Raw genomic sequence first — 12,481 nt, forward strand, 5'->3', positions numbered from 1 at the left:
CCTTTGTGGCTAGCCGCCGACGGCCAATCTTTCCTGTTCGGGGTAGCCCATGGTGGCCGGATCGCGCAGCACATATCCCCTGCCCCAGACCGTTTCGATGTAATTCTCGCCGCCCGTGGCATTGCTAAGCTTTTTACGCAATTTGCAGATGAAAACATCGATAATCTTGAGCTCGGGTTCATCCATGCCGCCGTAAAGATGGTTTAGAAACATCTCTTTCGTCAGGGTCGACCCTTTGCGCAGGCTCAGCAGTTCGAACATCTGGTATTCCTTGCCGGTCAGATGCACGGGCTTATCCCCCACGGTCACCGATTTGGCGTCCAGATTGACCGACACGCGCCCGACGTTGATCACCGATTGCGAATGGCCCTTGGACCGCCGGATGATCGCATGAATGCGCGCCACCAGTTCTTCGCGGTGGAAAGGTTTGGTCAGATAATCATCGGCACCAAAGCCGAACCCCTTGATCTTGTTTTCTGTGTCGTCAGAGCCGGAGAGGATCAGGATCGGCGTCTGGATCTTGCTCAGCCGTAATTGGCGCAAAACGTCATGCCCGTTCATATCCGGCAGATCCAGATCCAGCAGGATCAGATCGTAGTCATAGAGCTTTGCCAGATCGATGCCCTCTTCCCCCAAATCGGTGGTATAGGTGTTCAGATTGGCATGGGTCAGCATCAGTTCGATGCTTTTGGAGGTGGTTGGGTCATCTTCGACCAACAGTATTCGCATGTGTCTCACTCCGCTCAAATGGATTTGGTATAAAAGGCACCGTGAACAAAATAGTTTAACCACTCGTTAATAGTGCTCAACTTGTTAGGCGAGCAACTTAAAGTTGTCTATACTTTTGTAGCGCTGTGGCCCGCAAAGCCGCTTCCCCATGTTCAGAGACTGCGCGCACCCATTCGACAAATTCGGCCCGCCCCACACCATAGAGTTCCTCCGCTTCCGCCTCAGTGATCAGCCCGTATAACACGCCACGCACCACCGCAGCCTTGCGCGATGCGACCCACCGGCGGGTATTGCGATCCGGCAGATCCGCAAGGCTAAAGCTGGACCCGTCGGGCAAGGTCACCGCCCTGGGTCGTTCGACCTTTTTCAAATACACTCGTTTTCCCCTTTTCACCCCATACACATAAGACGCGCGCCCACTGTTCACGGCCCGTTCTTGATCCGGTGCAGGCTAGGTCGCCGCATGTTAACGACCCGTGAAGTCGCCCCTTGAGAGTACCGCTAATTTTCCTATATTAAGCCTCAAACCTCCCGGAGTATTCTCATGCCGCTTGATCGCACCCCGCCGCTCAATTCGTTGGGCTTTGCCAAAGCACCTGCCGACACCCGCGTCGTTGTGGCGATGTCGGGCGGTGTCGACAGTTCCGTGGTCGCCGCCATGCTGGCCGAGGAAGGCTATGACGTCGTCGGCGTCACCCTGCAGCTGTACGACCACGGTGCGGCACTGGCGCGCAAAGGGGCTTGCTGTGCGGGCATCGATATCCATGATGCGCGGCGTGTCGCGGAATCCATGGGGTTCCCGCATTACGTTTTGGATTATGAAAACGTGTTCAAGGACGCCGTGATTGACGAATTTGCCGATAGCTATCTGGGCGGGGCCACGCCCGTGCCCTGCATCCGCTGTAACGAACGGGTGAAGTTCAAGGATCTGCTGGAAACGGCCAAGGATCTGGATGCCGATTGCATGGCGACCGGTCACTATATCCAGCGCAAGATGGGCCCCGACGGGGCCGAACTGCATTGCGCCGCCGATGCCAATCGGGACCAAAGCTACTTTCTGTTCTCGACCACGCCCGAACAGTTGGACTATCTGCGTTTCCCCCTTGGCCATCTACCGTCAAAAAACGACACGCGGGCGCTGGCGGCGAAATACGGGCTGAGCGTGGCGGACAAGCCCGACAGTCAGGATATCTGCTTTGTCCCGAATGGCGACTACGCCTCGGTGATCCGCAAACTGCGCCCCGAAGCCGCCAACCCCGGCAATATCGTCGACACCGACGGCAATGTGCTGGCGCAGCATGACGGGGTGATCAACTACACCATCGGGCAGCGCCGTGGCCTTGGCATCGGCGGCTTGGCCGACCCGCTCTATGTGGTGAAACTTGACGCGGATAACGCGCAGGTCGTCGTGGGGCCGAAATCGATGCTGGCCACCCGTACTGTGCCCGTGAAAGAGATTAACTGGCTTGGTGACACCCCGCTTGTGTCGCAAAGCGAATGGCCCATTGCTGTGCGCGTACGCTCTACCCGCCCTCCGACAGACGCGATCCTGCGTCCGATCTCGGATACCGAAGCGACGGTAGAGCTGCTCACCCCCGAGGAAGGGATCTCGCCGGGTCAGGCCTGCGTTTTCTACGACCCCGAAAGCACCCGCATCTTCGGCGGCGGCTGGATCCACAAAGGCTAACCCCTTCCAAATGGTTTAAAATCCCGGGGAGTTTGAGGGGCAGCGCCCCTCATATGGGGTAGTGAGTTTGAGGGGCAGCGCCCCTCATTTAGCGTCATGAGTTTGAGGGGCAGCGTCCCTCATTTTACTCTATAGCCAGCCTCTAGACCTATAGCTTTGCCAATACCGCCCGCGCCGCGCGCAGGCCCGGGCTCTCGCCCCCTTTGCCGAGCCGCTCCATCGTCAGCGCCATCGCGTCCTTTTGATCCTCGGGATGCGCAAAGACATGCGCCAAACCGCCAGCGATCTTATCGGCGGTGCAATCGGGGCCCAGAAACTCCGGCACGACGCGCGTGTCGGAAACAAGGTTCACCAAAGTCACCGTATCAATCAACGCCATCGCCTTGATCAATCGGAAGCTGAGCCAGTTCATCCGGTAGGCGATCACCATCGGCAGCGATGCGGCGGCCAGTTCCAGCGACACGGTGCCAGAGGCCGCAAGTGCCACGTCCGCGGCGGCAAAAGCCGCCCGTTTCATCGCGGCACCTTCCTCCCTGCTGCCCGCACGCGGGTCCAGCACGATGGGGCGCACCGTCCAGCCCTGGGTCTGCGCAATGACCGCGTCTGCCACAGGACCGGCGGCGGGAATGACCACGCGCAGATCCGGATGTGTCCGGGCAAAACGGGCCACCGCATCGCCGAACACATCCGACAGACGCGCCACCTCTGACCGCCGAGATCCGGGCAGGACGAGCATCAGGGGGGCGTCGCCGATCTCATGGGCTTGACGAAAGGCAGCGGCTTCGCGGTGTGTGGCGATCTTCTCTCCTACCACGGGATGGCCGACGAAATCGCATGCCATGCCCTCGGCCTCCATCAGGGGCGGCTCGAAGGGGAAAAGTGCAAGCACGTGATCGATATACCGCGCCATCTTTTTCGCGCGCCCAGGACGCCAGGCCCAGACTGTGGGCGCGACATAATGCACCGTGCGAATATCCGACCCCGCCTTGACCCGCTTGGCCACGCGGAGCGAGAAATCGGGGCTGTCGATGGTGATCATCACATCGGGCTTTGCTTCAATCACGGCCTGCGCCGTCTCGTTGATCCTCGCCATCAAGGATTTGTATTTCGGCAGGATCTCGGCGATGCCCATGACAGACAGTTCGGACATATCAAAACGGCTGGTCAGCCCTTCGGCGGCCATATCTGTCCCGCCGATCCCGTCAAAGGTGATGTCGGGGCGCAGGGATTTCAGCCCTGCCATCAGCGCCCCCCCCAATCGGTCACCCGAAGGTTCGCCCGCGATGATGAACACCTTCATGTCGCGGCCCTTGCCCATAGCACGAGGTCTAATTCATCCGCCAAGGCGACGCAGGCGTCTGGCTCCAGAAGAATGACGGACCCCGCCTCGATCACAACACCCGCCAGCCCTGCCGCATGGGCGCGGCGCAGGGTGTCGGGCCCGATGGTGGGCATATCGACAAGATGGCTTTGGCCGGGTTTCGGACCTTTAAACAGCACCGCGCTGGCCAAGCGCGCACTATCAGGCAGGGTCGACAGCAGGTGATCTGTGCCGCCAATCGCCTCGATCCCCATGACTTGCCCCTGCCCGACAACGCAGCATTGCCCCACATCCATCGGCGCAAGGCAGCGCACCAGGGCAGCACCCCGCGCGGCGTCATCGCGCATCTGCGCATCCGGCTGACGCTGGCTAAGCACGCCTTCGCGCGCCATCAAGTCGGGCGCGAGGTCATGGGCGGCAACGACGGTCAACCCCGCTGTCTGGAAAATATCGACCAAGGCGCGCAGGGCACCGTCGTCCCCCACAGCAAGGGCTTTCTGGAAGACCGGCACCAAAGGGAGCGTTGCCGCATCCAGTTTGGACGGATCAAAGGACGGCCGAGCCACGGTGCCGCAGAAACACACCTGCGTCACGCCGCGCGCAGTCAGCTCGGCCAGCAAAGTGCCAAGCGTTTCAAGCCGGAACACTAGATCCGGCACCAGCCCGACGGGTGTCGTCCCCTCGTAGGCGCAGATCAAAGGCGCATCGGCCAGCGCCCCCGCCACCCGTTGAGGCAGTCCGCCGCCCCCTGCGATCAGCGCCAGCATCAACCCGGTGTCAGAAAGTGACGGCCCGTGTCGGCCAGCACGAAATCGACGATCTCGCGGACGTAATCGCTGCCGGTTTCCTCGCCCAAACGACGGGCGCGGTCGTGGAATGTCCCCTCGCCCTGCGCCAGCATCTGGAACGCCGCGCGAAGGGCCGTGATGTCGGCGCGGGTGACACCGCGACGCTTCAGCCCGACAAGGTTAAGCCCGTCCAAGACCCCTCGGGGCGCTTGCACCAGACCGTAGGGGATCACGTCATTGGTTACCATCGTCACAGCACCGATGATGGCCCCGCGACCGATGCGCACGAATTGATGGATACCGGCCAGCCCGCCGATCAGAACATCGTCTTCAATGATGCAGTGGCCCGCGACGGCGGCGTTGTTCACCACAATCACCCGGTCGCCAAGAATGGCGTCATGGGCGATGTGACAGCCCGCCATAAACAGCCCGTCATCGCCGATCCTGGTCACGCCGCCACCGCCTTCGGTGCCGCCGTTCATGGTGACATGTTCGCGGATACGGTTGCGTTTGCCGATTTCGAGGCGGCTGGATTCCCCTTTGAACTTAAGGTCTTGGGGGATTTCACCGATCACCGCGAAGGAAAAGATCACCGTACCTTCGCCGACTTCGGTGTCGCCGGTGACGATGGCGTGGGACTTCACCTCAACGTTGTCATGCAGCACGACCCGAGGGCCGATGACGCAGAACGGGCCGACCTTGGCAGAGGCCGCGATCTGCGCCCCTTCCTCGATCACGGCGCTTGGGTGGATGTTGCCCATCAGGACAGGTCCATCATCGCAGTGAATTCAACCTCGGCCGCCATTTCACCCTCGACCGACGCGACGCCGCCGAATTTCCAGACTTTACCGCCGGGTTTGCCGCGCAGGGTGTTCAGCTCCATCCGGACGACGTCACCAGGAACGACCTTGCGGCGGAATTTGCATTTGTCGATGGCCATGAAATAGACTTTCATGTCCTTATCCGCCATTTCCAGCGTGACACCGACCATCACCGCAGCGGTCTGCGCCATCGCTTCTACGATGGTGACGCCGGGCATAATCGGCATGCCGGGGAAATGCCCCTGAAAATGCGGTTCGTTCATCGTGACATTCTTGATCCCGACAGCGCTTTGCGTGCCCTGAATATCGACCACTTTATCGACCAGCAAAAAGGGATAGCGGTGCGGAATGATCCGCTGGATCATCTGGATATCGGCACTTGGCAGGGTGTCAGTCATTGCATGTCCTGTCTGTTAAAAGCTGTAAGCTGGCTACCAATTCTGGCCGCCATGGGCAAGCGGGGGGATCAGTTCTTGCCGCTGCCGACCGACGCATCAAGCCGCTCGATGGCTTCGTCGGTGATGTCGATGGCGTTGGCGCTGACGAAGACCGACCGGCGTTCAAGGATCACGGCCGCCCCGGCTTCACGCATCATCTGTTCCAACACAGGGCCCGCAGCGGCCAGGAACACCTGGCGTTCCTTCTCGACCAATTCGTTCAACGCCCGCCCCTTTGCCGCTTGCGCCGCGCGGGTTTTCTGCACCTTTTCGTCAAAGGCATCCGCCAGCCCGCTGAAGGCATCGGGGCTGAGCTTGCTGCGCTGATCGGTGAGCTTGCGCTCCTCGGCCTTCAAATCCGCTTCAATCAGACGGTTTTCGGCAGAGATTTCAGCGCTTTGGGTTTCCACGTCATCCGCCACCCGCAGACCAAAGGCGCTTTCATTGAACACACGATCTGAATCGATGGTCAGGATCGGGCTTTGCACCACGCGCCGTTCAGACTGCTGTTGTGCAAAAACCGGCACCGCCGCAAGGGGCAGTACCGGCAGAAGGCAAATCAAGAGTGCCCGCAGTTTCATAACGGCCTCAGAAATCGGTCCGCAGGGTCACTTCGAACTTCTGTTCTTCGTCATAGTCCTCTTTTTTCAAGGCTTTAGAGACGTTGAACTGCAAGGGACCAACAGGCGTATCCCAGAAGAGCGAGACACCGATCACGTGGCGGAACGAGCCGGATTCACCAACGATAGACGAGCCCAGAGGGATCTCTACATCGTCGAGGTTCCAGACATTGCCGACATCATAGAAGACGCCGCCGCTGATGCCGTATTCTTCGGGCAGGCCCAGCGGGAATTCCGCCTCAAGACTACCAACCACAAAGAGGTTACCCCCAAGGGAGTCGTCAGACCCGTTGCTTTGATCGCGCGGGCCGATGCCGCCGGTTTCAAAGCCGCGCATGATCGATGGGCCGATCAAGAAGCGGTCGGAAACGCGGTTGTTGCCTTCGCTCCATGCCAATGCCCCACCTTGCAAGGTGGCACGCAGGGTAACTTCCTCGTTGAAGATACGCTTTTCGCCGATGGCTTTGGCGGTGGTTTTCACGAACTTGGTGTCACCCCCTAGACCTGCGAAATCCTGCCCGAATTGCAGCAGCACACCCGAAGTCGGGTCCAGACCGGCGCGGCGGGTGTCGTAGCTGTAGTTATACCCGATCGAAGAGGTCACCTGACGGCCTGCGGCGATGTCATTTGCGACGACAAAACCGGTTGTGGTATCGTCACGCTCTGACATCTCAAGATCGTCATAGGTATAGTTGAGGCTCAACCGCCCGTTTTCGCTGACAGGGAACGACAGGGTCGGCTGGAAGACGATACGTTCGGTGTCGAAGGAGTTATAGGACGAGCTTGTTTCGGCATAATCGAGGTTCAGGCCGAACGCCACATCACGCCCCAAGAGGCTCGGCTCGATAAAGTTGAAGCCATAGCGCTGTGCATCTTCAGCCGTGCTGACCGTCAGCTTGAGCTTTTGGCCGCGTCCCAGGAAGTTATCCTCGGCAAAGCTGACCGCGACGCCGATCCCGTCACTAGACGAGAACGACCCACCGAAGTTGAGCGAGCCTGTCGGCTGTTCCACAACATTCACGTCAACGACGACCTGCTCGGGGGAAGACCCCTCGCGGGCGTTGACTTCGGCGCTTTCAAAATAACCAAGGGCGCGGATACGCTCGGCGCTTTCACGGATTTCGCGCGGGTTGAACGGGTCACCCTCTACGCTGTCAAACTGGCGGCGCACAACGCGGTCAAGCGTGGTGGTGTTACCTTCGATGTCGATCCGTTCGACAAAGACACGTGGACCACGAGAGATGCGATATTCGACGTTCAGCGTCAGGTCGCGATCATTGCGCGTGACGACCGGTTCGACCCGCAGAAAGTCTACGCCGTCACGGATGGCTTTGCGTTCCATCCGGGCGATATCCGTCTCGACCAGCGACGGTGAATAGACGGCACCGGATTTGGTCTTGATTACGCCACGATAATCGTCGGCGTTCACCCCGTTGATGGTCGAGGTCACGGTCAGTTCGCCGATCTTGAACTGTTGCCCCTCTTGCACGTTGAACTGCACAAAATAGCCGTCGCGTTCTTCGGTCAGCTGAGCGTTCGCCGCCGAAATGCGCATGTCGACATAGCCGCGCGACAGGTAGAAATCGCGCAGCATCTGCTGGTCGGCCTCGATGCGTTCGGGCACAAAAGTGTCGCGTTTGATCAGACGGCGGAACAGGCCCGCTTGCTTGGTCCCCAGAACGCGGCGCAGACGACGGTCCGAATATTCGCGGTTGCCGACAAAGCTCAGGCGTTCAATCTCGACGTTGTCGCCTTCGAAGACTTCAAATACCAGATCAACGCGGTTCTGGTCGCGGCGGATGACCTTGGGCTGGACGCGGGCGGCGATACGGCCGTCGTTGCTATAGGCCTGCGCGATGGCATTGGCGTCTTTTTCGGCTTGGGTCGGGTTAAAGACGCGGCGTTCGTCTGAATCAACGACCGAAGCCAGCGCTTCGTCGTCGATGCGCGCGTTGCCTTCAAAGCTGATGCGGTTGATGGTGGGGAATTCTACGACCGTGATCACCAATGTCCCGCCGCGCGGTTCAAGTGCTACGCTTTCAAACAGGCCGGACGCCTGAAGGTTCTGGTAAGCATCGTTCAATTCGCCCGCGCTGATCGCCCGACCACGCGCGATTCCTGCGCGGCTTAGGATGGCGCTGTCGCCGATCCGTTCGTTGCCGTCGATCTGAACTGTGTTGAACTGATAGCTTTGCGCGTCAGCATGTGGCGCTGGCACCAGCCAAGCCACTGATAACATTACGCAAAAAGAAGCGCTGCGCAAGGATTTCGCAAAAGGAGTGAAAACCGCTGTTTCGGTGGGCTTATTCCACCTGTCGTTGTGCATCATTTGCCCTACCCGCTGTCAAAAAACTCTTTCGTCCTGACTAGACAGGTTAGCGGCCTTTGTCAAAACGAAGAGACCGCCATGCACCTATATAGAGTGTATGGCGGCCAGTTGGATCACGATAGAGTGCGGGAGGGCACAGGGATAGGGAGAGAGAACGGCGTTATGCGCCGATCCACGCGCCGGCGGTCAGCGCGATGATCAGGAAGCCGAAGTACAAAGCGCGGTCCCAGTTCAGATCAACCAAAAGGCTCAAACCGCGATAACTTGTCTTGAACGTCTGCATACTCGTATCCTTTGTAACTTGGATCGAATATCGCAGGCGATTGCGGCGCTCGTTTGACCAATTAAGGCAGCAATAAGACTTTTGTAACTTTTTACCCCCTTTTAGGCGGCAAAATATCGCCTAAGGGCAGAATAAATCGTTACCCAAGGCAAAGACCATTAACCCCAGCACCAAGGTCAGACCAATGGTCATCAGGATGCGCAACGCGCCATCGCTGGGTGGTTTGCCGGTCACGGCTTCATAGGCGTAGAACACCAGATGCCCGCCATCCAACGCCGGAATCGGGAAGAGGTTCAGCAGACCGACCGCCGTCGACAGCACCGCGATAAAGTAGATGAAGCTTTGCGCGCCCTGCGACGCCATCGCGCCAGAGGTTTGCGCGATCCCCACCGGGCCGCTCAGGTTACAGGTGCTGATATTGCCGACGATCATATGCTTGAGACCCGACAGCGACCCGCTGATGATCCGGCCTGTGTTCTCTACCCCACCCCAGAGCGCTGTAAGCACGCCAGGGTTCGTGGTGGCGGTGTCAAAAGCGGTGCCGCCCACGATGCCAATGCGCATCTGCGACTTGAAGCTGCCGTCTGGCTGCGGTTCGTCCGTCACTTTGGGGCGCAGGGTAATGTCCAGCATTTGTCCGTCGCGCCAGATATCAAGTTCAAGCGGTGTGCCTTCAGACGCTTCAACAGCGGTCTTCAACTGGCGGAAGGCGAAAATCTCTGCCCCATCAACCGAGGTGATCACATCGCCGCTTTTCAGACCGGCCTCATAGGCCGCCGATTGCGGCATCACCTGCTTGACCAGCGATGGCATGACGTAAGGCCCATCCACGGTCACGACTTCCCCGCCACGGTTCACCTCATAGGGCAGCGGCTGGTCCAGCGGGATGCTGGCGAAGGCATCGGCATAGGCGGTGGCATCGGACACCGGCGGCAGGGTCACCCCGCCGATAGAGACGATCTCGTCCCCTTCAACCAGTTCATTCTGTTCAAACGGCAGCGGGTGCAATTCCCCGACGGTCATCGGGTCACGCGGAACGCCGACCGACAGGCCGATGGCCGCGAAAACCAGAATGGACAGGGCAAAGTTGAACACCGGCCCCGCAGCGACCGTGGCTGCACGCGCCCATAGCGGCGCACCGTGCATGGTGGCACGCAACCGCTTGGGGTCCGCTTCGGCCGCTTCCATCGCGGCCACATCCTTGCCCGAGGCCGCATCCGCATCGCCCGCGAATTTCACGTAGCCGCCAAAGGGCAGCGCGGCGATCTGCCACTTGGTGCCGCGTTTGTCGAAGCGGCTGTAGATCACAGGGCCAAACCCGAGAGAGAAGACATCGGCGTGGATGCCGGACCAGCGTCCGACGATATAATGACCATATTCATGGATCGCGACGATCACCGACAGGGCAATCACAAAAGCCAGAAGCGTCCAGATCAGCCCGCCAAACTGCGGGATCAATGCCATTATATCCAAAACTCTACCCTGCCCTCTTTGTTATTGCGGCCCATGCGGCCTGCCTTGCCAGATGGTCCACCTGTGCGACGTTATCAAGTGTGATGGCCGCATCGATCACCCCATTGTCAGGGAAAAGCGCTTCCATCGTGTCTTCGACGATCTCGGCCATCTGGGGAAAGCGCAGCTTGCCGCCGATAAACCCGTCCAGCGCGACCTCTTTGGCGGCGTTGAACACCGCACCGGCCATGCCACCACGCGCCATCACCTCGCGCGCGAGGCGCAGGGCGGGCCAACGGATGTCATCGGGGGCGCGGAAGTCAAAACTGCCGATCTTTGCCAGATCCAGCCGTTCTACCGGCAAATGCGTTCGGTCGGGATGATGCAGGGCAAAGCCGATGGCGTGGCGCATGTCGGGCGGGCCGATATGCGCCATCAAGGCACCGTCATTGAACCCCACCAGCGCATGGATCATCGACTGCGGATGTACCAACACTTCGATCTGGTCGGGATCCACGCGAAAATATTCACGCGTTTCAATGACTTCCATCGCCTTGTTGAACATCGACGCGCTGTCGATGGTGATGCGCTGGCCCATGTCCCAGTTCGGATGGCTCGACGCCTGCTCTAGCGTGGCATCGGCAAGCTTTTCCAGCGGCCAATCGCGAAACGCCCCGCCGCTGGCGGTGATAATGATCCGTTCCACCGCCGAGATATCCTCGCCGATCAGGGCCTGAAACACGGCGGAATGTTCGCTATCGACCGGCAGCATGGTGGCCCCATGTGCCATGGCCGTATCCAGCATCAGCTGACCGGCGCAGACCAGCGACTCTTTATTCGCAAGGGCCAGCGTCGCCCCTTGTTTCAACGCCTCCACCCCCGGTGCCAGACCCGCGGCCCCGATGATGGCGGACATGACCCAATCGGCGGGGCGTGCGGCGGCTTCGTTGATGGCTTGGGGTCCGGCGGCGGCCTCTACCCCCGTGCCCGATAGCGCGTCGCGCAGGTCGTCCAGCAGATGCTCATGGGCCGTGACGGCAAGCTGCGCGTTCAGCCGCTGCGCATCTTCGGCCAGCTGCGCGATATTGCTGGCACCGGTCAGCGCGACGACATCATAGGCGTCGGGCGCGCGCGCGATCAGATCAATGGTATTCTGCCCGATAGAGCCCGTGGCCCCGAAAATACTGACTTTCTTCATGGGATGAAGATCAGCTTAGCGCGGGGGTGATGGTCAGGAAACGACCAATGATCAGCAGGAACAGCGCCGCCCCCAGCATACCGTCGAACCGATCCAGCAAACCGCCATGACCGGGGATCAGGTTAGAGCTGTCCTTGACCCCCAAGCGACGCTTCATCCCGGATTCCGCCATATCACCCATCTGCGACGCCATCGACATGGCGACAGAGACACCGACCAGCTGCAAGCCCACACCGGTGTTGATCGAGAACAGGAAACCGACAGCCGCGGCCCCGATCCAGCCCGCCGCCGTGCCGGACCATGTTTTCTTGGGGCTGACCTTGGGCCAGAACTTCGGCCCACCGATGGCACGGCCGGCGAAATAGCCAACGACATCGGTGATCACCACAACCAGCACCAGCCACATCAGCCAGCCAAAGCCGAAATCATCGCGAACCTGCGTTAGCCCGAAACCGGCCAGCATGATCATCACGGTGAAACACATGAAAATGGTGCGGTGCTTTTCCAACTGGCCAAAGCCCACCAACGCGGGGGCCAGCAGCACCGGCAGGGCAAAGCCCACGGGCAGGTAGATCGCGGCGAGCGTCGCTGCCCCGACCAGCAAGCCCATCTGCCTCCGTGCGCTGCGGTTTGACGGGTTCAACATCCCCACCAGTTCCCACGCCATGACGCCGCAAATGATCGCGACGAGAACGTGGAACACGGGCCCGCCCAGATAGATACCGCCCAGACCGACCACGATCATCGCCAGCGCCGAACCGACGCGCGCCGTGAGGTCGGACCAGCGTTCCGAAGAAGGTGTCATAGTGCTTTCCT

Annotated in this window: 13 protein-coding genes; 1 reads left to right on the top strand and 12 read right to left on the bottom strand. The window is 60.0% G+C overall.

Going from position 1 to position 12,481, the window contains the following annotated elements; translation table 11 throughout:
- Positions 1-9: 9 nt before the first annotated feature.
- Both ctrA and ACNQ62_RS04745 read right to left on the bottom strand, forming a co-directional pair.
- Positions 10-729, bottom strand: a complete 720-nt coding sequence (ctrA, locus tag ACNQ62_RS04740; RefSeq protein ID WP_005853432.1) for a response regulator transcription factor CtrA — start codon at positions 727-729, stop codon at positions 10-12.
- A 97-nt stretch (positions 730-826) separates the two neighbouring features.
- Positions 827-1,105, bottom strand: a complete 279-nt coding sequence (locus ACNQ62_RS04745) for a DUF1153 domain-containing protein (RefSeq protein WP_304950396.1) — start codon at positions 1,103-1,105, stop codon at positions 827-829.
- 168 nt (positions 1,106-1,273) lie between these two features.
- Here ACNQ62_RS04745 and mnmA point away from each other — a divergent pair, with 168 nt between their 5' ends.
- Positions 1,274-2,416, top strand: a complete 1,143-nt coding sequence (gene mnmA / locus ACNQ62_RS04750) for a tRNA 2-thiouridine(34) synthase MnmA (protein WP_418094317.1) — start codon at positions 1,274-1,276, stop codon at positions 2,414-2,416.
- 148 nt (positions 2,417-2,564) lie between these two features.
- Here mnmA and lpxB read toward each other — a convergent pair whose 3' ends face one another.
- The 10 genes from lpxB to ACNQ62_RS04800 all read right to left on the bottom strand — a co-directional run bounded on the left by lpxB (position 2,565) and on the right by ACNQ62_RS04800 (position 12,470).
- Positions 2,565-3,716: a lipid-A-disaccharide synthase gene (lpxB, locus tag ACNQ62_RS04755; RefSeq protein ID WP_418094318.1), complete on the bottom strand. Its 1,152-nt coding sequence runs from the start codon at positions 3,714-3,716 to the stop codon at positions 2,565-2,567.
- On the bottom strand, positions 3,713-4,504 hold the full coding sequence (locus ACNQ62_RS04760; RefSeq protein WP_418094319.1) for an LpxI family protein: 792 nt from the start codon (positions 4,502-4,504) through the stop codon (positions 3,713-3,715). The genes lpxB and ACNQ62_RS04760 overlap by 4 nt, the downstream gene beginning before the upstream one ends.
- Positions 4,504-5,286 carry an acyl-ACP--UDP-N-acetylglucosamine O-acyltransferase gene (lpxA, locus tag ACNQ62_RS04765; RefSeq protein ID WP_005853423.1) on the bottom strand — a complete coding sequence of 261 codons (783 nt, stop codon included), beginning with the start codon at positions 5,284-5,286 and terminating at the stop codon, positions 4,504-4,506. The genes ACNQ62_RS04760 and lpxA overlap by 1 nt, the downstream gene beginning before the upstream one ends.
- Positions 5,286-5,744: a 3-hydroxyacyl-ACP dehydratase FabZ gene (gene fabZ, locus ACNQ62_RS04770; RefSeq protein ID WP_005853421.1), complete on the bottom strand. Its 459-nt coding sequence runs from the start codon at positions 5,742-5,744 to the stop codon at positions 5,286-5,288. The genes lpxA and fabZ overlap by 1 nt, the downstream gene beginning before the upstream one ends.
- Before the next feature lie 68 nt (positions 5,745-5,812).
- Positions 5,813-6,364 (bottom strand): OmpH family outer membrane protein, encoded by a 552-nt coding sequence (locus ACNQ62_RS04775; protein ID WP_037944231.1) that lies wholly within the window; start codon positions 6,362-6,364, stop codon positions 5,813-5,815.
- A 7-nt stretch (positions 6,365-6,371) separates the two neighbouring features.
- Positions 6,372-8,642, bottom strand: a complete 2,271-nt coding sequence (gene bamA / locus ACNQ62_RS04780) for an outer membrane protein assembly factor BamA (protein ID WP_418094320.1) — start codon at positions 8,640-8,642, stop codon at positions 6,372-6,374.
- Between the two features lie 250 nt (positions 8,643-8,892).
- Positions 8,893-9,015, bottom strand: a complete 123-nt coding sequence (locus ACNQ62_RS04785) for a hypothetical protein (RefSeq protein WP_005853414.1) — start codon at positions 9,013-9,015, stop codon at positions 8,893-8,895.
- Between the two features lie 120 nt (positions 9,016-9,135).
- Positions 9,136-10,488: an RIP metalloprotease RseP gene (gene rseP / locus ACNQ62_RS04790; protein WP_418094321.1), complete on the bottom strand. Its 1,353-nt coding sequence runs from the start codon at positions 10,486-10,488 to the stop codon at positions 9,136-9,138.
- A 4-nt stretch (positions 10,489-10,492) separates the two neighbouring features.
- Positions 10,493-11,665: a 1-deoxy-D-xylulose-5-phosphate reductoisomerase gene (gene dxr / locus ACNQ62_RS04795; protein WP_037944229.1), complete on the bottom strand. Its 1,173-nt coding sequence runs from the start codon at positions 11,663-11,665 to the stop codon at positions 10,493-10,495.
- Positions 11,666-11,675: 10 nt separating this feature from the next.
- Positions 11,676-12,470, bottom strand: coding sequence for a phosphatidate cytidylyltransferase (locus tag ACNQ62_RS04800; protein WP_064216563.1), 795 nt, complete (start codon positions 12,468-12,470; stop codon positions 11,676-11,678).
- Positions 12,471-12,481: the final 11 nt, after the last annotated feature.

The organism is Sulfitobacter sp. SBS6 (genome assembly GCF_048285585.1).
Classification (GTDB): Bacteria; Pseudomonadota; Alphaproteobacteria; order Rhodobacterales; family Rhodobacteraceae; genus Sulfitobacter; species Sulfitobacter pontiacus.